The 24,320-nt window shown below is 45.7% G+C and carries 11 protein-coding genes, 1 tRNA gene and 1 pseudogene; 7 read left to right on the top strand and 6 right to left on the bottom strand.

All coding sequences use genetic code 11. From position 1 onward, the window contains the following. Positions 1-309: 309 nt before the first annotated feature. On the top strand, positions 310-1,947 hold the full coding sequence (locus BITS_RS02580) for a glycoside-pentoside-hexuronide (GPH):cation symporter (protein WP_081693542.1): 1,638 nt from the start codon (positions 310-312) through the stop codon (positions 1,945-1,947). Positions 1,948-2,458: 511 nt separating this feature from the next. After that, a complete protein-coding gene (locus BITS_RS02575; RefSeq protein ID WP_026642266.1) occupies positions 2,459-3,853 on the top strand; it encodes a hypothetical protein in 1,395 nt (464 codons plus the stop codon). A 384-nt stretch (positions 3,854-4,237) separates the two neighbouring features. On the opposite strand, the pseudogene BITS_RS09445 reads toward BITS_RS02575, so the two are convergent. The 4 genes and pseudogenes from BITS_RS09445 to BITS_RS02560 all read right to left on the bottom strand — a co-directional run. Then, positions 4,238-4,435 (bottom strand): annotated as a pseudogene (locus tag BITS_RS09445) (IS256 family transposase); the annotation flags it as partial. A 342-nt stretch (positions 4,436-4,777) separates the two neighbouring features. Beyond that, on the bottom strand, positions 4,778-6,517 hold the full coding sequence (locus BITS_RS02570) for a DUF262 domain-containing protein (protein WP_026642267.1): 1,740 nt from the start codon (positions 6,515-6,517) through the stop codon (positions 4,778-4,780). A gap of 250 nt (positions 6,518-6,767) precedes the next feature. Further along, positions 6,768-6,852: transfer RNA gene (locus tag BITS_RS02565), tRNA-Ser, on the bottom strand. Between the two features lie 329 nt (positions 6,853-7,181). After that, positions 7,182-9,494, bottom strand: coding sequence for an LTA synthase family protein (locus tag BITS_RS02560; RefSeq protein WP_026642268.1), 2,313 nt, complete (start codon positions 9,492-9,494; stop codon positions 7,182-7,184). Positions 9,495-9,817: 323 nt separating this feature from the next. Here BITS_RS02560 and BITS_RS02555 point away from each other — a divergent pair, with 323 nt between their 5' ends. Continuing rightward, a complete protein-coding gene (locus BITS_RS02555; protein WP_026642269.1) occupies positions 9,818-12,493 on the top strand; it encodes an RICIN domain-containing protein in 2,676 nt (891 codons plus the stop codon). Positions 12,494-12,610: 117 nt separating this feature from the next. On the opposite strand, the gene BITS_RS02550 is transcribed toward BITS_RS02555, so the two are convergent. Beyond that, on the bottom strand, positions 12,611-13,561 hold the full coding sequence (locus BITS_RS02550; RefSeq protein ID WP_026642270.1) for a glycosyltransferase family 2 protein: 951 nt from the start codon (positions 13,559-13,561) through the stop codon (positions 12,611-12,613). A 152-nt stretch (positions 13,562-13,713) separates the two neighbouring features. Here BITS_RS02550 and BITS_RS02545 point away from each other — a divergent pair, with 152 nt between their 5' ends. The 3 genes from BITS_RS02545 to BITS_RS02535 all read left to right on the top strand — a co-directional run bounded on the left by BITS_RS02545 (position 13,714) and on the right by BITS_RS02535 (position 19,682). Beyond that, positions 13,714-15,231 carry a DUF2142 domain-containing protein gene (locus tag BITS_RS02545; RefSeq protein ID WP_160249607.1) on the top strand — a complete coding sequence of 506 codons (1,518 nt, stop codon included), beginning with the start codon at positions 13,714-13,716 and terminating at the stop codon, positions 15,229-15,231. Between the two features lie 109 nt (positions 15,232-15,340). Beyond that, a complete protein-coding gene (locus BITS_RS02540) occupies positions 15,341-17,542 on the top strand; it encodes a DUF7657 domain-containing protein (protein WP_051264357.1) in 2,202 nt (733 codons plus the stop codon). Positions 17,543-17,741: 199 nt separating this feature from the next. Next, positions 17,742-19,682, top strand: coding sequence for a rhamnan synthesis F family protein (locus BITS_RS02535; RefSeq protein WP_026642272.1), 1,941 nt, complete (start codon positions 17,742-17,744; stop codon positions 19,680-19,682). 44 nt (positions 19,683-19,726) lie between these two features. Here BITS_RS02535 and BITS_RS02530 read toward each other — a convergent pair whose 3' ends face one another. After that, entirely contained in the window at positions 19,727-23,077 is a 3,351-nt protein-coding gene (locus tag BITS_RS02530) for a DUF4422 domain-containing protein (protein WP_238556529.1), read from the bottom strand. Between the two features lie 124 nt (positions 23,078-23,201). Here BITS_RS02530 and rfbB point away from each other — a divergent pair, with 124 nt between their 5' ends. Beyond that, positions 23,202-24,221, top strand: a complete 1,020-nt coding sequence (gene rfbB / locus BITS_RS02525; RefSeq protein WP_034533999.1) for a dTDP-glucose 4,6-dehydratase — start codon at positions 23,202-23,204, stop codon at positions 24,219-24,221. Positions 24,222-24,320: the final 99 nt, after the last annotated feature.

The following is a 24,320-nucleotide window of genomic DNA, read 5'->3' as shown; positions in this document are numbered from 1 at the left end:
GCTACTTTCTGTCATTACTTCGTTGTGAATGAGGAAGGACGTAAAACCTTCTTTACTTGAATAATAAAAGAAATTTTCTAAAACACAAGTCGTTATTAGTGTTGGAAATGCGTTGAAAATACTTTGTATTTGAATGTTACTGGCTGAATTTCAGGCATTGTTCTGGGTTTGAAAATTCACAAAATACGACATTATAGATAGAAATACAACACAAATCCGTTAACAAATTTTACTTTTCTAGATAAACGGCGTATATTCATCAATCGAGATCAACGGATGATCTTGGCTCCGAACTCTTAAGGAGAAAGCATGAGCATCGGAATAACGCAGACAAAGGCATCTGCACATGAGAGGAAACTCGGCCAGCGTATTGCATATGCTTGCGGCAATCTCGGCCAGTCAGCTTTCTACAACGCAATGAGCACCTACTTCGTCACCTATGTGACCAGCTGCCTTTTCGTAAGTTATGACAAGGATTTGGCGGCACGTTTGATTGCGCTTATCACTGGATTGGTGGTCGTTATTCGTATCGCAGAGATCTTCATAGATCCGCTTTTGGGCAATCTCATCGATAACACCAATACCAAGTGGGGACGCTTCCGTCCATGGCAGTTCATTGGCGGATTGGTGTCTTCATTCCTGATCCTGATCGTGTTCTCCGGTATGTTCGGTTTAGTAAACGTGAATACCGCGCTGTTTATAGTGCTCTTCATCATCACTTTCATTGTGTTGGATGTGTTCTATTCGTTGCGTGATATTTCCTATTGGGGCATGATTCCGGCATTGTCGTCTGACTCTCATGAGCGCTCTACCTACACCGCGCTTGGAACGTTCTCCGGATCGATCGGCTACAACGGCATTACGGTCATTGTCATTCCTGTGGTGAGTTACTTCACCTGGGCGGTGACTGGTGCAAATGGTCAGGGACAGTCTGGGTGGACAGCCTTCGGATTCATCGTTGCCCTGTTTGGTTTGATCACGGCTTGGACCGTTGCATTCGGTACCAAGGAAAGCACGAATGCTCTGCGTGCCAAGGCTCAAAAGAACGGTAATCCACTGCAGGCATTCAAGGCATTGTTCCAGAATGATCAGCTGCTCTGGGTGGCTCTTTCCTACCTGCTCTATGCGATCGCAAACGTCATCACCACGGGTGTGATGTATTACCTCTTCGTGTTCGTGCTCGATGCTCCGGCCTCATTCGCCATTACCGGTGTGATTCCGTTGGTCGCAGGTTTCGTCATGGCGCCACTCTTCCCGATTCTGAACCGTTGGATCCCAAGGCGTTATCTCTTCGCAGGTGGCATGGTCTCCATGATTGTGGCTTATGTGATGCTTGCGCTGTTCTCCAACAGCTTGCCTGTAGTCATCGCAGCGTTGATTTTCTTCTACATTCCTGGCCAGTTCATCCAGATGACGGCAATCCTGTCGTTGACGGATTCGATTGAATATGGACAATTGAAGAACGGAAAGCGCAATGAGGCAGTGACGCTGTCCGTGCGCCCGATGCTCGACAAGATCGGCGGAGCAATGTCAAATGGTGTCGTCGGTGCCGTTGCCATTGCCGCAGGTATGACCGGTCATGCAACCGCAAGCGATATGACCGCTTCGAATATCGCAACCTTCAAGACCTTCGCATTCTACATCCCGTTGATTCTCATCATTTTGAGCCTGGTCGTATTCCTGGCCAAGGTCAAGATCGACGAGAAGATGCATGCCGATATCGTCAAAGAGCTTGAGATCAAGCTTGCGACTGATGCAGTGGCTGGCGGGCGCTCGCAGGGTGCGGCGAAGGCTGGAGTGGTGGGCGCTGTGTCTGATCGCTCTCAGCATGAGAATCCTCGGGTCACTGGTGAGACTCGTAGCCGTTTCAATGATTTGCCACTGCCTAAAGATGGGGTTGATGGCGAGATGGAACGTGTGAGAGTTGTTGATACAGATGGACAGTAATCCTTGCAATCGTCAGTATGTTTTGGCTTTGTGCGCAGTATTTTATATCAATGCTCATTAGATGGTCTGACATGCTGTGGTTGGTGTGATACTCAAACGCATGTACAGCGCTCACCATTTTAGAGCACAGAAGATTATTTCTTTTGAGCTATGAGGTTTGTAAATCAACCGATTTACAAACCTCATTTTAAGTGTTAACTGTTGCTAATAATGGGAAATGGCGTGATGTCGGTACTGTTCGCAGCCTTCTAGGAAGTAAACTAGCATTGTGATGCATGCGTGTGTTATGAAAGCCCATTACATGTTGGAGTTTTGTGTATAGAATACGAGTCGATTTGACGCCTTTTAGCAACTTAGAGAGATACCTGAAATAAGTGACTATGTAGGTTTCCATGCAAATGGCATGCGTGTTTTTGCGGTTGGGGCTCGAATTAATTGTTCAATGCATAAGTTAGAAGACATTCGTAATATTGATACTGAAATTGTATGCAATGAGTTGAGGCCATAGTAAATGGAAATTAGCGGAATAAAGTTGGACAACGGTGATTACGAAATTCAATGGCATTTACCGGTTATGACAAATGAAGGGACGCTTGAGGATCGCTCTTTCTCGGGAAGGTTACAGATCGGAGATAGAGCGGAAGTACGAGGTGAGGTAAATATTGTCACATCGGAGGGTGTATTTCCTAATTGGGAGCAATTTACATGGGTTAAAAAAACTGAAGACGGGAGAACCTTGTATAGCTCCACCATCATCCCCTTGCTGGTGGGACGCATTTTCCCTTCCAATAAATTAGTGCTGTTATCTAATGCTGTGTTGCATTTGGGTTTTAATAAAATATACATAAGTGCTCAGAATGGTTTTATCAGTTTAGGGTTAACCTGCGAATTTGATTCGTCGATTAACTCTAAATCCGTTGAAGTGGAATCATTCTGCATAGCTTTAAACGATGTCAGATTCATTGTGGGGGATCGGGCAGTAGATATTTTTGATACTGATGATGTTGACAGCATTATGTTTCAAAGTGAAGATAGGAGCTTATCTGAGAATGGCAATACAGTTGAGCAATTTATGCCTTATTGTGTGAAGCCTCTTCAAACGATATGTTCATTTATTGCAAATCAATTACTGTTAATTGATTTTGCGTGTGTCGTTCTCGAAACAAACAATGAAAGGTTAGGAATCTTTCAAGTCATAGGAGAATCAATCAGAAATTGCCGGTCACTGGCTACCAAAGTTGAGAGACCCGCAGATCAGGTGTATATTGACGGCCTTGTAGTTTCTAAGATGTTGGCAAAGTGGCAGCAGAATTCAGATACGCCGATCATTCGAAATTACGCATCGTTCGTGCTTTCGGAAGCTGAGTTGGCAAATTTCAGGTATTTGCTACTGATTCAAAGCCTAGAATCTTTATATGATGTAGTGGACGAAGGTGCTGATGAACAAAAATCAGAAGGAAAACTAGCAAGAAAGTTAAAGAGCCTGTTTGACCAGGACAAAAATAACGACAAACTGCTTAACAAAAGAGATAGAAAAAAGTTACTGGGCTTGGTCAAGCAACGCGAAGAGTTTTTAAGTCTTCAAGTAAAGCTCAAATCGCTGTTTGCCAAGTATGGATACTCGGATCAAGATTTAGATACGACTGTCTTCGCACAGAATCCGCTGTTTGATAATCAAGCTTTGCAGTCTATAGATGTGTTTGCAGCGTTAGCGCGGATACGTAATAAGATAAGTCATGGTGAATATATTGATTTTGGCCCTAAATTCCCCTCGCTTGTGAATTCAGTGGAAAGTATTTGCAGGGGTATACTCTTCAAGACACTTGGTGCCCCTGATAAATATGTCGATTTGGTAGAAGACTTTCATGGGTGGAAGTATCCTAAGGAAACTATATCTACAAAGTGAAAGGCCAAGGTCGAGGTGCCTATTGTTTGAGTCTGCATTGATCTTGAGTTGAGAATTTGAAACGGGATTGGTCGATAGATGCTAGCAATATCATTCGGTTCCATCGAAGACAGTATAGAGCTTAGTGAGTCGGCGTATGAAGCTTTCTGAGATTTCCCTTGTTGTTTGGCGACATCAGGTAGCTACCACAAGTGATTAGTGAAGGTTTTAAATAATGCGTACACGTTGGCATGTGTCAAAACAATGGTCGGTAATTAAACAATCAGCAAATTGTTAGACTCATATGATTGCCAATATGTTTAATGCTCGTTGGTAGTGCCCGAGAGGTTGGGTTGTGCCCGATTTGTTGTGCAAATTTGCTTTAGCCCGTTTTTGGTGCGGTGTTCAGTCCGGTTCCTTAAGGTTGTCATCGAGTCGGGACATGTTCAGGTAAGCGTATGGTGCTCTAATTGTTGGCGGTGACGTAGCGTATGCGCGTGCATACGGGTATGAGGGTGCTGTTTTTTGTCAGGCAAAGCTGTCGAACACGTGGGTACGTCGTCTGATTTCCCAATTGAGCCGTTCGATCATGTTGTTCATACGATTCGCTGGCGCCCGAATTTACGCATCTTGTAATTCGGGCTTTCTGAGAGAGTACATGGCCCGCGCCGTATATGATTTCAGTGCCAGACAATGAATTAGCGATTGGAAAGAAGGCGCGGAACCATGTACAGGGATAGTGCAGTTCGGCTAGGCCGTGCTCGAGTTCAGTCCTGATGCCGAGACGGACGACGATTTGGCAGAGGCATCGCAGGTCTCCAATCTTGTAGAATACTTCCTCGTCGGGCCATCCAAACAAGTATAGCTAAATCCAAGTGGTTGTTCTCGATGGTTATCGCGGAGTATGCTTGTGTCTCGCGGCGACATGCCAGTTGGCTGGTGAAGCTACGCGACGGCTTCTCGAATCAGTCTTTTGATCGTTTCCCTGCGGGCTTTGATGAATTCCCGGAAATCCTTGAGTTCAAGACTGGTCTTTTCTCCCACGTAGAAGTATCTAGATGCATAAGGCTCGGATGCCCATTCGGCGAGTGACTTGTTGGACTTGTCGATGTTACTAAGCTTTTCGAGGAGTTGGAGATTGGCGATGCTGTTCCAATTTGCTTCGTCCTTCGCGAATCGGAGGTCCTCTTCATTAGTGAAGGTCTCTTCAAGCAACTTCTCGTTGTGGAACACAGACTTTGGATGCAGATGGTCTTGCTCGTAACTGAGCCCGGGATTGGTGGCCCCCTGCAACAGGCGTAACACATACTCTGTGCCCGGCTGCTGGTAACGGTAGTCCAAGATCTGATCGAGGAAATCATCGTCTACGGTGTAGTTTTTGTTGGTGCCTTTGAACTCCATGATGATTTCACGAAATGGGAAGTGCTGGGCGGTGCCATACTGCTCGATCACATCGTGCAGATGCTTGAGAAGTGTATCAGTCTGTCCGCTGAAGATGTTTTTCAGGAAGGAGATCGTGAGCCAGTGGATGATGTCTGTCGCGATTTCTGCTGGGAATGTGGTCTTGGATGCCGAACGGTGCAGCTCGGTTTTCTGGAAAAAGTACATCAGTGGGATTGCAGCGTTCTTGGCGCGAAACAAGTCATCGGAGAAGCCTTGGTTTTTCAGAAACAGGAATGTGTTGGTGATAACTTTGGTGAGCTCGTCCCAGTTTTTCCGCAACTTCTCGACTTGGGACTCCCCAAAGTTGTTCATCTTGAATCTGATGTCGTTAGGATTGTAAATGACGAGGAAGGACTTCAGAATGAAGTCCTTGCTGATGGCAAAGCCTGTGTCATTCCATACGTTTTTGGTCAATGCCTCGGACCTTTCGCGGATCTCCGGCCAGCTTGAGGTGACGATAGCCATGATCAGGTCGGACTTACTCAGTGGCACTCCGCCGCTGTTGGTGCGAGTAAAGATGTCGAGCACTTTATCCTGGTCTTGATCGTTTTGCTGGTAACACTGAATAGATAGGTCATTGCAGATTGCGGTATAGAGGCGGAAAAGCACCTTATTGGCGTGCTTCGGAAGGGCATGTTTGACCGCATAGTCGTGCGTGTCATCATTTTCACCGGGGGCAGCCATGCTTAAGATGCGACTGACCGGGAACCAGAAATTGCCTTCCTTAATAGACTCGTCATTTTCAGATGGAGCTCGGAACTTGAAGTCATAAGCAAGATCATCTTCGTTGGGCGTGGCTTCTTTCATGAGGTTGAGATATAGCCTTCGTTTTGTGAAGTTGATGCTCTTATGCCATGACTTGTTCTTCTTATGAACGGTGTAGCTGCCTTTTAATCCAATATAAAGACTGGTCAGACGTTGCTGACCGTCAATGACGGCATCAAAATCATCTTGACCGGCAGGGTTACATTTTTCATTCATCGTGCCGCCGCTGCGGCTTTCCACATAGTCGCAGATGAAGTTGTAAAAGCGATAGTTCTGCTTGATTTTAAGATCTGTGATGTGCCAAAGCATCAACGTATTGATAGGGTAGTCCTGCATCACACTATCGAACAGTTTTTCGATGCGATCTGTGTCCCATGTGAAATGTCTCTGGATGCCTGGCAATAGATATTTGCGGCTGTAAATATTGTTGATTGCAGTGGCGATGGTGATTGGTTGCTGATACTTATTGTCACTCAACGGAGGTCTCCTTGATTCCGTGTTTGTATCGTTCTTTAATGATATCTGCAAGAATTCAGTGGCTGGGCATTTGTATGACGGCCTTTAGCCTGGGAGCTGGTTTTAGGATTTTGTGAGGAGTATGGAGACTAGTGTCAATCCGTCTAGTACCAACAAATGAATTGCGTCGCAATTGCACCGCGTAAGTCAAGCGGACAAGCGAAAATCCCAGGAGCCGATGGTTTAACGGCTCCTGGGATTTCAATCTGTGCGGAGGATACGAGATTCGAACTCGTGAGGCTGTTACACCAACACGCTTTCCAAGCGTGCGCCATAGACCACTAGGCGAATCCTCCGTGTGACCAATTGTGAGACAAACTCACACAGGCAACAGAGTGAAACTATAGCACAGGGTGGGGAATTGCAAAATCCCAGCGTGGCGAGAAGGTGATCGCTCTATTCAGTGGTTTCGTATTCATGTGTTGTTAGGGTCTACTTGTGGTATCCCGGCTCATGGGTGCATGGCAATTTCGGGTTGTATCGGCACTCTCGGACGCTAAGATTCCCAGAAATATCGATGGGAGAACCAACATCAATGGGATCAGTTGCAGAACAAGTGCTTCACGTGAGGGGTGAGTGCGATCGCCTTACCTCTAAGGTACAGCGGTATTAATTCGCAGTAATCTCACTGCAACTTCATAAAATCTGTATCATCCAAGTAATGCTTCCCCGCGGTCTGGTCATATTGAATCAACTTATAGTCCTCTAAAAGTTCGAGAGTGCCATCAGAAAGCTCTCCGGCGCTCGCAATCGTCCCATCTGCATTCAAATATGTTGGAGAATTCGAGTCGTCGGCGGTAGCGACGTTAGGTATAGCATTCATAGGTACAGAGATTGCAGGAACTGCTTCATGCATTTGTTCCAAAAATGCCAGATATGGAGAAACTCTAGCGCCGAGATGCTCTGTGGTCTGAGCCATGAAATAGTTCGAAGAGGTGAATTGACCAGTCTGAGCCGCTGGCAGTGGCTCAGACGCATAGGTCGCGGCATTTGACCAGATGAAATAATCAGTCTCGTGCAAGGTCAAAGGATCAGGCTCTTCACTGCCGTTGACAGGGTTATAAATACCAGGCAGATGGTCTCCATAGAAAATGACGGTAATTGGTTTATCTATCGAATTCAGTTGGTCAAGGAAATCAGCAGTAAATGTGTCTGTATATTCCACGCCCTTTGCATAAGTCGCGAGCGTGTCATTGTTGTAGCGATCGGATGCTGGCACTTCAGCTTGAGCGAATTCATTATCGTTATACCAATTGGCGTATGGCATGTGGTTTTGCATAGTAATCAGCTGCACAAACTGCGTGCTTGAGCCATCGCGGACAACGTCCAGCGCATTCTGGTATGCGCATTGATCGGATGCATACGTCGAATTGTCGATTGAAGGGCAAGAAATCTGATTCTCGCCATCGGTGGTATAGAACTTACTGAATTGGAATTTCTTATAGTTATTGGCGCGCAAATATGCGGTGTGTGAGTATGGATGTATAGCCACAGAAGCTGAATTATCGCCGGGCGAGTTCCAAAGTTGGTTAAATGTGAATACCTTTTTTTGATTCGGTGTTAATTGCTGATATGCAGTAGCGAGCGAGGGATTGAAGCTCGCCATGCTTAAGCCGGTCAAAGATTGATATTCAAGATTCGCAGTGCCTCCACCATATCCCGTGGATAGAGCGAGTCCTGAAGTGGTGGTGTTTTCAATAGCTCGGATATTCGGCATTGGATCATGGGCGAGCGAGACACCAGGTATGCGTGTGGGATCCGAGAAAGTTTCGGATAGCACCATTATGACCGTATTGTCAGTGAGATTGCGATTTCTCGTTGTGTTGATATCGGCAGCGATGCCACGATATTTTGCGGCAAGTCGTTCCATCGTCTGTTGATTGTATTCGTCCGGTTTATCCATGATGGTGACATGGGAAAGCCTAAGGAAGCTTACGAGTGGCCCGTTGGTTTCTGCGTCCGCTCGGGTGGTCCATAGTATGGGGAAGTCCGATAACTTGGTCGCTACTCGATTAGCCCATGAGCCAACATTCGATAGATTCCAGGCAAATGAAACAATGAGTCCGATGCTTGTGACTATTGCCAGTACTCGGGTTACAGTTCCAATAATCAAGCCTGTAGTGAATCTGGAAGGCTTCCAAGCGCTGGGAATGACGGCTTTCCGACGGTCGAGCACATACAGAACCAAACAAATCACAGAAAGCCAGATCAGGCAATAAATGGTCTGCTGTACGAATGCGGCGCTTTCTGTGGGGATGAATGAGACTACTTCGCCGGCATTCCCACTCATTAAGAAGCTCAAATCCGCAGGAATAATCGGTTCGTTGCGGGCTAGCATTTTGCTTTTATTGGCAACAGCAGCGATTGTCACTAATGTGCCGAAAATTCCTGAGGCCAGCCAAAAACGATTAATGATCAAAATGATTATTGCGTAAATGAGTGCGAGTAGGAGGAAATTCAGAATGAACTGATATTGACGGTGTAGCCATATTTGGCTGACGAAAGAGGTGAGCCGTCCGGCAACGCTATTCGCCGCACGTGTTTGTTCGTCTACAACTGTATCTGGTGGATAATTGGGTTCCTGATACATGCTCCATTGAAGGAATAAAACAGCACCTGATGTAAGTCCCAGAAAGACTATTCCATATACGAGCAAGGAGAATTTGGGCCTTCTGGACCATAGACCGCATAGGGTCTTCCAAATGCGGATTGCCCATGAAGCGAAGCGACTCGAACGAAGTCGAACAGACTTTTGGACGATATTTGCAATTAACCGTTTGAACGGTGAGCGCGAAGCAGAAGCATTTTCAGCGGAATCGCCACTATTCGATTGAGCAGGGGCATGCGAATTATCGGCTTCTCTAGCCGCCAGAGTGATTTGCGTATCAGCTTTTGTTGAAACGCTTTCGTCAAATATGGCGTCACCTTCTGCTGACATTGTTTTCCGACGCTCCTAGATACTTCGTTGTGTGAACAATATACAAACCATCAATTATAGCTTCTAAGTGGCGACAGGATTTTAGATAGTGTTCATCGATTGTTCATGCAATGCGTTTAAGTCTAGCGTGCGGTAGCGAGGGCACACTGGAAGATTTTGTTCGTATTTCGGGAGGAAAGGGTGGCATTCTCGAAAACAAAAGGTGTGTTGAGTAGCATCGTATTTACGGAAAATAAGGAGATCGGTTTATTGGTTGCCTGTAGGTGACGGTGTACAACGTCATGTTGCTAAAGGCAAGGGGCCGACAGAAGGAGTTTCCTCACATGTTTGGTGGAATGAAATCCGTAATCGCACTGGTTACGGCTGCGTTATTGCCTTTTGCAATGAGTACGAGCGACGTAGCTCAAGTTGGCGGTCAGTCAGAAGTGGCTGCTCGATCTGCAGTGAATATCGCTGCAGATAATGACACAACGGCAGATTCGGATAATTCGATGCCTGATAATCCGACAAAAGAACTGCCTGACAAAGTAAGTGATTCGATTTCCGACGATGACACTGTGGTATCTGAAAGCCTTGCGGTAACCGATTCCGGTGAGGTCAAAGATATCGAAACTGGCAATGCGGTCACAGATCCTGATCTTGTCGGAACTCAGGAAAAGCAGGCAGATCCTCTGGCAAAAACTGATGGCGAATCTTTTGTCCCAGTTCAGGCGAGTGACGTGAAAGATGCTGTGGCCGCGCAACAGGGCGATCAACGGCAGAGCTCTTCTTCGAATGGCGCGCAGAAAGATTCTGCTTCGACAGACACGCAGTCAGACGAGTCTCAGCAACGAGGCGCGGATACCGGGACTGTGAAGCAATCAGATTTCCGTTCACTCCAAACTTCTGGCAGCGTGCAGGCCACGGCCCTGCAAAACAACCAATATGGCGCTTATTGGGGAACCTATAATGGTACGCAGGCATTCTTTGAATCGGGCGGCAACTTATTTGCGCAGCAAGCCAAAGGCGTTGTGGATGTTTCTCAGTGGCAAGGCGACATCGATTGGCAGGCAGCCAAAAATGCCGGTGTTGAAGGAGCGATTATCCGAATCAGCTTTGGTTGGGGTAATGGATTTGATACCAAGGCTTTGCGCAATATACAAGAATGCAAGCGTTTGGGCATTCCTTTTGGTGTGTATAGCTATTCATATGCATATGACAGCAATACTGCGGCGGCAGAGGGTGCTGACATCGTATCACTACTTCGCCAGGCAGGGGTGAGCCCGCAAGATATGGCTTATCCGGTGTTCTATGACTTGGAAAAGTGGACTTGGACTGGGCACTCAACGCCAACAAATCCGAGTGTGTATGAGGGTATAGTAAACGCCTGGTATGCCAAGCTACAGGCAGCCGGATACAACAATCTCAGCGTATATTCGTATACCAGTTATTTGAATGGTCCACTTAATGCCAGCAGCATCAGGAACCGAACACGCTGGGTGGCTAGTTACGGATCTCGCACAGGTTTTAACATTTCCAGCAATGATAGGGGCTGGCAGTACACTTCTTCAGGTTCGGTTGCTGGTATTTCGGGCAATGTGGATCTAAATGCTTTTGGCAATCTCAACTTTGTGGCATCCATAGATATTAAGAGTTATTCGGCGGTGAATATCCCGAACGGAACATATTTCATCAGCTCGGCAAAACGTGACTCAGTTGGATTGGATGTTCCTGGTGCTTCCACATCAGATGGTGTTCGTATGCAGCTATATGCAGCTAATCGATCTGCCGCCCAACAATACAATTTCGTAAGGCAGTCCGATGGTAGTTACGTTATTACCAATGTTGTCTCGGGCAAAGCGCTCGATGTTGCTGGCGGAGCAGCTGGACTGGGTGCAGTGGTGCAGCAGTACACTCCTAATGGAAGCACTGCTCAACGCTGGTATTTGCGCGATACAGGCAAAGGCGGTCTGTACATCCAGTCTGCTCTTGGAAATTGGGTACTTGACATCCCATCAGGGAATACGAGCAATGGAACTAAGCTGCAACTATGGGAGCCTAATCTATCTAATGCGCAGCAATTCTTATTGAGTTCTAATGTGACAATATCGACTGGTACATCGGTCCGAATTTCCTCGGTTGTGAATGGAAATCAAGTGCTGGATATTCCAGGTGCGTCATCATCGAACGGTGTGCGTTTGCAGATGTACACGTGGAATGGGTCGAATGCGCAGCTCTATACTTTCAAAGAAGTCGGCAATGCAGTATATGAGATTATAAATGTCAACTCTGGTAAGGCGATTGAATCTGCTGGAGCTGCGACAAATAACGGAGCGATTGTGCAGCAGTATGCGCCGAACCACAGTGCTGCGCAACGATGGACGGTACGTTCACGCCAGTCTGGAACATATGAATTCTATAATGAAGTGACCAATAAGGCGTTGGATATTCCCGGAGGTAACGCTTCGAATGGCGTAGGGCTGCAACTCTATTCCGGCAACGGTAGCAAAGCGCAGCAGTGGACACTGACCGCAGGGAAATCCTCACGAGACAGGTTGAATGATCTCGCATCACAACAACGTGGAACAATTTCGGATGGAACGTATCAAATAGTTTCGGCATTGAAATCATCTGCGGTACTTGATGTTGCAGGGGGTTCAAAATTTGATGGCGGCAATGTCCAGTTGTATTCTTCCAATGGTTCCGGCGCCCAATCATGGAAGGTTACCCACGATGCAAACGGATATATTACTTTAACGAATGTTGGTTCTGGCAAGGTGCTTGACATCGCCGGAGGCTCGAAGAGTAACGGAGCCAATGTGCAGCAGTATTCATCCAATGGCAGCTGGGCGCAAAAATGGATTGCCGTGAAAGACGGCAGTCGGGTTAAATTAGTGTCCGGCTTGGATGGGTCCATAGTGTTGGATGTTGCAGGAGCCAATTCGAGTAACGGAGCCAATGTGCAAATCTATGGCAGCAATAACAGCGCTGCTCAACGTTGGACATTTACTAAGCGATGAACGGTTTAGGCAGAGCATAGGTAAAAGCCAGATTGCACTGGATATATTAATTGTGCGGTGAACATGAATTCATGTTCACCGCACAATTAGTCATTGGCGAACTAATTGTCAGATATGCTACTTGATATGCCTTCTTAACCACGCAAACCGGTTGCTTTCAATGATGAACGTCTTCCGGTTGTTTTTGGCAATGACATCCAGAATAATGCCAGTAATAAAGAGAAGAAGTCCGGTAACAACCAGCATTACGGCCCCGATCAGTGTGGGGAATCGGCTCACGAAACCGGTTTGCCAGAACTCGATCATGACGGAAATGCAGAATCCCAATCCGGTTAGGCCAATCAAGACACCAAGTGTTCCAAAAAAGGGAAGTGGCTTATATTCACGAATCATTCGGAAAATAGTGGACATGACACGGATGCCATCGCCGACCGTATCGAGCTTGCTGACCGATCCCTCGGGACGGTCCCTGTATTGAATGGGTAGTTCGTACAGCTTGAGGTTATTATTCAACGAGTGGATGGTCATCTCTGTTTCGACCTCGAAGCCACGCGAAAGCACAGGATAGGTTTTGACGAAATTGAATGAGAACGCACGATATCCAGTCATTATGTCAGTGACATGAGCGCCGAATAATCCATTGATTGAGCCACGAACAACACGGTTGCCGACATTATGGAATGGTCGCTTGTTCTCTTGGAAATAGGTTGAACTAAGCCGGTCTCCAATGACCATATCGTAGCCTTCGAGCACTTTTTCAACCATTTGAGGCGCTGATTCGGCAGGATATGTGTCATCACCATCTGCCATGACATAAACATCTGCGTCAATATCCTCGAACATGGCGCGGATGACATTGCCTTTGCCTTGGCGTGGTTCCTTACGGACGATGGCTCCTTCGGCGGTCGCAATTTCAGCAGTGCGATCTGTGGAGTTATTGTCATATACATACACATCTGCATTCGGAAGTGCCCGCTTGAAATCACGAACCACTTTACCGATGGTGACTTCCTCGTTATAGCAGGGCAGGAGCACTGCAACAGTTGGCTGACTCGACTCGTTCTTCATGGCTCTAACTCTAAGCCACGGTATGAATGTTTTGTTTGCAATTCTGTTGGTTATGAAATATCTGAAACCACAAGACATGTTGTTATCTCGGCGTCGAATCTGTCATAATACATGTGCTGAAATCTAGAAGGCGATATATGACAAGGTATGCCATGAAACAACCTCAATTACAGGCAGTAGCGGTTTTTCTGAGTCGTGCAATTCAACCTGAATGGGTTTTTATTGTTTTGGCATTGATTGGTGGTGTGGCTTCCGCGCTGTTTGTCCCAGCTGGTGCAGGACTTGACGAACCCAGTCATATCGCCAGAGTAGAGCAAATTGTCCATGGCGGGATGCTGCCCCAAAAGCTGCAAAAAAGCACTATTGATTCGGAATGGTCAAGTATTCCAGATTCGGATTTTGATTTATACGGCGGGGAAACTGATGCCGCATTGGTTGAAACCAGTGTTGGTAATATGCGTTCTATGCATACTTCCAAACAGGTGTATGCATACCCAACTTGGAATGATCCTAATATTTCGAGTGATGCTCAGGTTGGGGGTGCAAGGAAAATACCATTTGTGTTTTCAAATTCGGCAATTAATTCACCAGTGGTATATGTGCCTCAGGGGGTTGGGTTTGCGATTGGCAGGTTATTCACATCCAACGCTTACGCATTGATAATAGCTATGCGTATTATGGCGGTATTGTTCTATGCCATATCTCTGTTTGTGTGTATCCGGCTCGCACCATTTGGCAGATGGGTTCTTGCCTCTATCGCGCTTATTCCCAACAATATTTTGACGAATGCCATGGTGAGTGCGGACACAGTAACTTTCGTGGCAGCAACGGCATTGATCGTCTCAGTGTTGCGAGCTGTATCGAGAGAAACGATAACGACCGCTCAATGGGTGGTCATTGCGGGTTCCTCGTTCGTCCTCGCATTGTCAAAAATAACTTATATACCATTTCTTGTTGCATTGGCGGCGCTGCCATTATCTAAAGAAAAAATCGAGCGTAAAGCCATATACGTCCGGGTCATTGGAATCTGGCTGGTCTGCTTTGTTGTTTGGCTTCTTTGGTATATGCAAATACACCATATCAATACGGGAGCCATGTTTAAATCGGGAGTGGATCCTCATGCTCAAATGCAGTTTATAATGTCGCATCCAATTGGGTTTATCAAGATTGCAATATCAAATTTGCTAGGAACAGATTATCTTTCGGTTCATTCAATGGGAATTCTTACGGGACATGGGAGCTTTGCATATGCGGGTTCCATCACGATGATATTGCTTATCATGTCCATATTGTGTGATTCAACAATGGTTGGAAGCTCTGCAAGGAATTCGAGTGTCAAACCATTCGCGTGGCTCTTAGCTATATGCATCCCTGTGATAATCATCTTGATTGAAGTAGCCGTTTATACGCAATTCATGCCGGTCGGTAGCACGGTTACTGATGGCGTACAGGAAAGGTACTTCCTTCCGCTAATTTTCCCCACACTGCTTTTTGGATTAATCTTCACGTTGCCTGAGCCAAGTGATTCGGCATTCTCTGAAGTTCGCCAACAGCGGTCATCGTGGATGACTGTGCTATTTCAGTTCATGGCTTTAGGCGTATTACTGCTCCAATTGGGATGGACGTTATTTGGTATTTCGCCCGTGCAGTGGGGTTTAAGAGGAATGTAATAAGCGGTTCATGCATATCTGAGTGGCCAGATACTGGCAGTCTCCGTGCATGCCGATATATTGTTGACTTTGGCGATGGAATAGGAAGACGCAAAGTAGGAGTGATTTGATGAGTCTTGGTGGAGTGAGTGTGCGATCCGAAGGCGTCAGCAGCCGTCCTTCAACACGTGTGCTGTGGAAGATCCTTATCCTGGCAGTCTTATCGATAACAGCTGCATTAGCGGTAGCGTTGGTGTATCCCGCTATATCAAGTAATAGATACATATTCGATTTCACCTTGACTCAAGGTAACGCCAGCCGCCGTATTGTTGGGATTCGTGCGGTGATACTAGCTGTAATATTCGCAGTACCTATAGCATGGAGCATTTTTGGATTCTCCAAGGTGAACAATTGGTTGCATAGGCAGCGTTATTGGATCGGACTGATATTGGTAGCCGGTGCAGTGGTGCTGAATATTAGTGGTTCATCACTGAATATGTGGCATGTCTTTTTTGGGGGCGATACTTCTGAGAATATAGTTTTCGGAGAGCCCCGATTAATTCGCAGTGATGAATGGGTCGTTAATACCCCTCTGAATTATTCTCAGCGTTACAATAACTATGGTTACTTCAGCGATATTGCAGGTGGACATGGTATGGATATGTTCATCGTAAAAGATACACCGGTGTGGACTTTCGCAGAGATTTTCAGGCCATTCCACTGGGGATATTTGATCTTTGGCAGTTCGCGAGGCTTAGCCTTTTATTGGGCAGCTCGTACAGCTGTATTATTCCTCGCAGCCTATGAGTTTTTATTGATTTTTACCAAGGGGAACAGGGTATGGTCTTGTTTCTCTGCATTGCTCATAACTTTTGCCCCATTGGTCCAATGGTGGTATGCGGTGAACAGTCTTCCAGAAATGCTCATTGCAATGTTTATTTCTCTATGCGCTTTGGAGAAATTTCTCACCACGCACGATAGTAAGAGACGGTTGCTCTGGGTGACTGTTATTTATTGGTGTGCGGGTATGTTCATACTTTCGTTGTATCCGGCTTGGCAGATTCCTGTGGCATTTGTATTGCTTTTCTTAGCAATACATCAAATTGCTCAAAGATGGGGGAGCATAGCTATTACCAAGCGTGATGTAATGAGTATCCTCGTCGTAGGAGTCGTTTTCCTTGCGATACTGGGAACAGTTTTTGTATTGTCCAAGCAAACAATCATCGACACCATGAACACTGTGTATCCAGGGTCGAGGAAATCGCATGGCGGTGGAATGACATGGTCGTCTTTATTTGGCGGCATTGCCACACTCCTCCTACCATTCAAAGAGTATTCAGGAACATCTAATCCAAGTGAAGTTTCTTTGTTCGTCGATCTGTTTCCATTGGGCATTCTGCTCACTATTGCCAATATGGTAAATAAAAAAAGATGGGATTGGTTTGGACTCGCGCTGATAGCACTTGATGTGGTTTTCATTGTGTATAGCCGTATTGGATTCCCTGTTTGGCTTGCACAGATGGCACTTCTTTCATCGGTAACATCAGTACGAGTGACCGTTGGTATTTCAATCATTAATATATTGCTATTGGTTAGGTCTGTTTCGCAATTTGATTGGCATGCGTCAATTCTGACGAGCGCGTCGGCAGTTATCGGTTATATTGCATTGTGCGTGTTCGGAGCTAAGGGTTCGTTCCCAATGGCAGCCGGACAAGGGGAATATGTTACGCCTAAATACATGGTTATTGTAGGGATTACAGCATGTTTATTGGCAATGGCTGTCATGTTCCGGAAGTATTTAGTGCGGATACTTTGTATCGTTCTGTCGCTTACGTTTATAGTGATTTCAGGAGCATCTGTAAATCCTGTGCAATATTCTGATAAAGCGTTGACACAAACTCAAGCAATGAGAACCTTGGTTGATATTAATAATCAAGACCCTGGAATGTGGATGACAGAACATAATCTTATTTCGCAATCGCTCGCAGCTAACGGTTTGCAAACCTTTAATACTGTCAACGTCACGCCAAATTGGAGTGCTTGGGAATACATGGATCCCAAAGGGGAGTACAAACACATCTATAACCGCTACGCATTTGTACTGGTGGATCTTGTTGCAACGTCACAGTCAGTCGAAGCACCATTTGAGAAAGGGGATGCTGACGACCAGCTCAAAGTGACAATGACTCTGGAGCAAGCGAACCATCTTCACATTAAATACTACGTGACAGGCGCGGATCTAGATGGAATGAGTGATGGTTCAAGAAAGCTTGAGCGGATTGCGCGTGCAGGAGACCTTTTGTATGTATACAAAATGGTGGATATAAATTGAGCGAAATGAAGAGGTGTTTTCTAGTTCTGCAGATTCGATGTTGTAGAACTCGACACCTATGAGGTGCCAATACAATAGTGGAGGATTTGCGAATGCTCTCTCTTTGGATGATTAGGTGCAGCCTCAATTACGACGGTTGTCATGAATTGTATTCATTGCAATGCAGTATCATCGCATTGTTCAAACGATTGGAGACGGTATGCCTACACTAAACAACTCGGATGCTCGACGTTTGGGAATCTATTGTTTTTATGATCGAAATGGGCATGCCGCTCGCTTTATTGACTTTTTCCTTCGAGCGCTTAAACAATATTTCACTGATTTAATAATCATTGTCAACGGCAAAATAGATAACCAGTCTCGAGCAATGTTCAAACAATATGCTGATTCGATCTTGGTGCGAGAAAATACAGGTCTGGATGTTGCTGCTTTTCGTCAGGCTATGGTGTCTGTCGGCTGGGAAAAACTCGGTACATATGATGAAGTTATTTGCTTGAATGACACCATCATGGGGCCGGTGAAAGAAGACTCTTTCGAGCGTATGTTTACCACGATGTCTGCAAAAGATGTAGATTTTTGGGGCATAACCGCGTATGCGGATGATGTAACCGAGGATGAGCAGATTCCGGCCCATATACAGTCTTATTGGCATGCGTATCGACGAAATCTGGTGGCTTCACGAGTATTCCAAAAGTATTGGGAGCAAATGCCTGTATGGGAATCCTACGCTGATGTCACGCGTAATCATGAAATGACTTTCACCAAGTATTTGGCTGATCATGGTTTTACCTGGGATACGTATATTGACTATAAAAAGTATTCTGGCCTTAGCCCATATCCGATGTTGTATATGCCAATGCAACTACTTAGAGATGATGATTGTCCAGTCTTCAAAAGACGGTCTTTTTTCGTCGATTACAGTGCGTATATTCAACAAACCGCTGGTCAACCCGGTCTAGATTTGTATGACTATATCGATCAGCACACAGACTATGATGTAGATTTGATTTGGGATGCGATATTAAAGAACTTTAATATCGCCGACATTCATAAAGCTCTCCATCTAAATAGGGTTTTGCCTGTAGGCAGTGAGACGCCGAGATCCGGGAACTCCGTAAGATCGGCATTTATTTATCATATATATTTCATTGATTTACTTGATGAAACATGCAGTTATATCAGTAATATTCCTGATGAAACCGATGTCTATGTGACGACTACACCGGATAAAATAAACAAAATCCAAAACAAGATGGACTCGCTTGGTTTACGTAGAACGGTCAATTTCATCCCCGTGGAAAATAGGGGGCGAGATGTATCCGCGCTGCTTGTTGCAGCGAGAGATGTGGTACTAAGCGGGAAATATGATGTCGTCGGTTTTGCACACGATAAAAAGTCAAGCCAAAACCAGAAGAATGGACACCACGGTACTGAGAGTCAGGGTTTCGCATATAAGTTATTGGAAAATACACTCGGCAGTAAGCAATATGCAGAGAATATTTTGACTCTGTTCGCTAATGAACCTCGATTGGGTCAGGTTGCACCCCCGCCGCCATTCCATGCATTGTATTTTGCGCACACGTTGCCACTCGATTGGGGTGCGAACTTTGAGAGCACCAAGGCGTTTTTGAAAGATATGGATATCGAAGTTCCTGTCGAATCAAATAAACCAACACTATCTGCAATTGGTTCGTGTTATTGGTTTAGGGTTGCGGCGTTGAGGCCTTTGTTTGAGAGGCAGTGGAAATATGAAGATTTTCCTTCGGAAGAGACAATGAAGGAAGACGGAACAATTTCGCATGCGATAGAACGTGCCAATGGATATATTTGCCAGTCTCAGGGGTACTATCCTGCTTGGGTGCTTTCGGACCGTTACGCCCGGATAGAACTCACCTCGTTAGTGTACGACATCTCGGTTTTGCTGGGATCCAGCTCCCGGGTTCGTAAGGGTGAATCAATCCTTGAAAATGCGTATAGTTTGCACCAAGGAACTTCGCGATTCACGGGATTGAGGAAGGTATACAGAAGATTGCTGAAGGCTGTTCAATCATTGCCTAAGCCACTGGGTAGTGGTATCTCAGGTATCCTTCGTGGAGGGGTGGAAGTTTTACGAAAGTTGAAACGCTCGATCAGCAGATAGTATTTGTGGTGCAAACCAATTATGGTTTGCACCACAAATACTATCTATGCCCATATGCCATGCCAAGGAGTGCTACGGATTTTCTGATAGATATTTCCGAACTCCAAATTTGGGTTTTCAAATGGCGCATATTGTGAAAAGGCAGATGGCCAACGTTTCTGGAATTCACCCTTTTCTTTCATGAACCTATCATTTGCTGGCCGGATCAGTTCCGATCCACGTGAAACCGATTCGAAGTGGTACAACTCTGCGGTAGGACAATACACGACTCTCAGTCCTTGCCTAATAACCTTTAAACAGAGGTCGATATCGTTATAGTTCACCGCAAGTTCTTCTTCCATTCCGCCAATAGAATCAAAAGTTCCGCGATGGATCATCATGCAAGCACCAGTCACGGCTCCCATATCACGAGCCACTAACGAAAACTCGAAATTGGCTGTGCTATATCTTGGAGTGGAGTAACGGAGATGGCCTGGACCGTCTGGTCCAAATCCAACTCCGGCATGTTGGATAGTGTTGTCGGGGAACAGTAGTTTGGCGCCTGTTATTCCGACATCTTTCCGCATGTGCGGGCCGAGTAATTCCTCAATCCATTCCGGCGTGATAACTTTTGTATCGTTATTCAGCAGAAGCAGGTACTCTCCATTTGCTTGCGCAGCACCGAAATTGATTATGCGGGAGAAATTGAATGACTCCATACCTTGACCTTGTAGCGTCGCTACCTTAATATGCGGGTCGATTTTCATCGCATCCTCGTAATAATCAAAGGTGAATTCGTCTTCACTGTTATTTTCGACGATTATTACCTCATAGTTTGAGTATGTGGTCTTTTCGCGAATTGATGTCAAGCATTGGTGCAATACCGGAAGAGCATCTTTATTAGGGATGATTATCGATACAAGCGGGTTCTCTTTAATTTCATAATCGATGGCAAATCTTCTAGGAGCTATCGTTGATTCTTTAACCGTTGCTTCGACACCAGTGCGTTCTAAATGCGATTCGATAGACAACCGGCTGCTGTCCAGCGTATAATTTTTCTGGTTCGCGTTCTGTGCAGTGGACTGACTATGAACTCGCCAGTGGTACAACACATGAGGTTCATGATGAACGTAGCGAGCAAGTTCACCAATGCGGAAGGTCATATGCCAATCTTGGGAGCCATCATATTCTTTGCCAGGCAATTCAAGAGTGTCCAGCACAGACTTTCGCACAGTTAAGAAGTGACAGACATAGTTCATGCCCAATAGTAGGTCCGGGTTCCATTCGGTTTTGAAGAACGGTTCTCGATATTTACCATTGTCGAATTTATCCTCATCGCAATACAACATATCCGTTTCAGCATGGTTGTTGATTGCGCATGCATAGCGGAACAGGGCATCAGGTTCCAAGAAATCGTCATGATCAAGGAAGCATACGAAGTCGCCTTTTGCAGCCTTAATTCCGGCATTGGTATTAAGTGTTATACCCTCGTTGCGTGCAATGGAAATTCGCCGAACACGGTGATCTGCTTTACAGAGTGAATCTATCTGTTGGCTCAATTGTTGATCTTCTGGCGAAGCATCAACTAGCAATAATTCCCAATTTGAATATGTCTGCTTTCGCACCGAATTTGCCATATCTCTGAAGAAAGCAATCGGAGTTTTATATAGAGGGACAATTATGGAGAATTTTGGCCTGATGTTGAAAGATGCTTTCCTCTGGAGAGTGAGTTCTCCCCAAGAAGTTCTGTGTTGGGTCCGGAACCATTGGTCATATCCTGGATCCGCGGAAGCTGGTTGCACTAACTGTGACCATTGCGTCCTCAGTTGATTCGCAATTATAGGGTTGACATTAAAGAAACCGTCTTGTCTAGGTGAGTCAGGGAATTGTGCCCATACAGTAAATGCATTGAGCTGTGGGACCTGCAGGGAGAATGCCACTCTGCGCACAAGAGTTCCTGGAATGTCAGTTGATTCCATCGTTTCATCGCCTAAACAAATCCATTGACGAACATCTATTTTCACACCGTCATTGTTTATGGCAAAGATATCAATGTATTCGGAATTGTTCGAGGGAGTCGAGACCATGAATAGTGCGTGCCCATGGATAATATCAGTTCCATCGCCGTTATCAATGAGAGACTCGATGACGATTTTGGTATCATCGGGCAACATCTCATCATCGCAATTCCGGATTTCGTTCGTAATCGGGTTCTTCCGTAAGGTATTCGCATACGATTTCAGGCGTGCACCATTATCTGTTACTGGAAGTTCGGTGACCAATTGTTTGTTTGTACGGTTATCGACGGCGCTAACAGTAAGCACTTGATCCTGGCCGATTATGGGAAGGACGACGACTTTGCCAAGTTTCGTGCCAACTACTTTCGCAGGTATGCTATGACCACTTGCATTTTTCGAGGTGACAGAAATAGATGAAGGTTGAGTTCCTGAGATATTCAGACGTCCATATATTTTGCCGCTGCCTCGCGTCACAGGTTTGAGCGTAATTCCTGCAGTCTTGGGATCTGTTTTCTTTCCGTTGTTTTGAACGTTAATTGCTGCTGGTTCAACTTCTGCTGTATTGCGGAAATACACTCGTTGAAGATCTTTGCCTCTATAGCCTTGGTCATACAGGTAGGTGAGATAAATGCCGCAGATTCTTTCGCCAAGATATCCAGAAACTCTCCGATCTATCGGAGCGTAATGGGTTATATCGCGTAAATGTTCATGCCTGTCTAGGATATCGAAGAGGAATGCAGAATATTTTTTGAATATGTCTCTCTTCATGACGAACATATTGCACGCGTAGACTTTAGTCTGATTGACATATTTTTGCGCACTCGGCCATATCTCTGGATAACGAGTGCGAATCAGTGAGAGCACTGTGTCAAAATCTTCGATATGATGGCCGGCTGCATGCTTATATTGTTCATAAACAGTAGTCTTTTCAAGTGCTTCAATGGGCTCGGGGGCGATGAAATCATTTGATTCGATTATTCGTCGCATCAAAGCTTCGTTGAAGGCAATCTCTTCAAGGATTCTGTCGGAATTATCATCGAATACCACATCGCCGAAGATAAATGGCTCTTGATGAGTAGGCAAGGTCTTTTCTGAGAAATTGAAGTAACGTCTGTAATGAAGAAATCCGTAGTAATCTGCGTCCACGTTCATGTATGCCCAATATTGCGCTGTAAGTTCGCAGTAGGATCGATTCTGGTCGGAAATGTTCTTTCCTTGATCGTCACGCTGAAATGCACTGGAGTGTGTGGTGGTCAAGGCGCTGCCAACCTGTACGGGCACGAGTAGGTCGTTATCTGGAATATGAGTGTCAAGTTTGTGGCACGAGACAAATAGATTTATCTTCGCAGGCATTCGATTATCCACTTTCGTAATAGCCAACCTATACAGGTTTTCCATGGTACAGATTTTGGGGAATATAGCTATCGGTAAACAGAGTTTTTACACAATATACGTGTGAAAGAACTGGCAAGTGTTGTGTTTTGATATCATTGCGTATTCGTGTCAATGTACGATAAGGGACATGACTGAGAACTTTTCTCCTAAGAACATCATCGTGACCGGTGGTTGCGGTTTCATCGGTTCGAACTTCGTGCATTATGTAGTGAACAATCATCCTGAAACGCATGTGACCGTGCTCGATGCCTTGACATATGCGGGCAATCTTGAAAACATCGCAGGTCTGCCGGAGGATCAGGTTGACTTTGTGCATGGCAATATCTGTGATGCCGAATTGCTGGATAAGTTGGTTCCAGGGCATGACGCTATTGTGCATTATGCTGCTGAGTCTCATAATGACAACTCAATTGCTGATCCGGAACCATTTCTGAAGACCAATGTCGAAGGTACCTTCCGTTTGCTGGAGGCGACTCGCAAGTACGGCATCCGCTACCACCACATCAGCACTGATGAGGTGTACGGAGATTTGGCATTGGACGATCCGGCAAAGTTCACCGAATCCACTCCTTACCACCCATCGAGCCCGTACTCTTCCACCAAGGCAGCGTCTGATTTGCTGGTTCGCGCTTGGACCCGAACCTACGGATTGAACACCACCATTTCAAACTGCAGCAACAACTATGGTCCTTACCAGCATGTGGAAAAGTTCATACCACGTCAGATCACGAATATCCTCGAGGGAATTCGTCCGAAGCTGTATGGCGAGGGATTGAATGTGCGTGATTGGATTCATACCGATGACCACAGCAGTGCAGTATGGACCATCCTTACCAAGGGTGTCAAAGGCGAAACATACCTCATTGGAGCCAATGGTGAGAAGAACAATATCACGGTGTTACGCATGATTCTTGAAATGATGGGCAAGGATCCTGATGATTTTGATCAGGTCAAGGATCGTCCTGGTCACGACCGCCGATATGCAATAGATTCCACTAAGTTGCAAACTGAGCTTGGGTGGCGCCCGCAGTTCACTGATTTCGAGGCCGGCATGAAGCGGACCATTGAGTGGTATACAGAAAACAAGTCTTGGTGGGAGGCCACCAAGGAAGCCACTGAGAAGCGTTATAAGGCTCAAGGCCAGTGAGTAGTTGGGTCTAGGGTTTGGCAAGTTTCCGAATCCTAGACCTTTTCTACGTTACAGACTTCAGTCGTAATAGGTAAGGCATCACTCAAACTACTGAGG

The sequence above is a fragment of the Bifidobacterium tsurumiense genome (assembly GCF_000741765.1).
GTDB classification, from domain to species: domain Bacteria; phylum Actinomycetota; class Actinomycetes; order Actinomycetales; family Bifidobacteriaceae; genus Bifidobacterium; species Bifidobacterium tsurumiense.
Note: the sequence above shows the minus strand (reverse complement) of the source record. Positions and strands in the feature narration are given on the sequence as shown.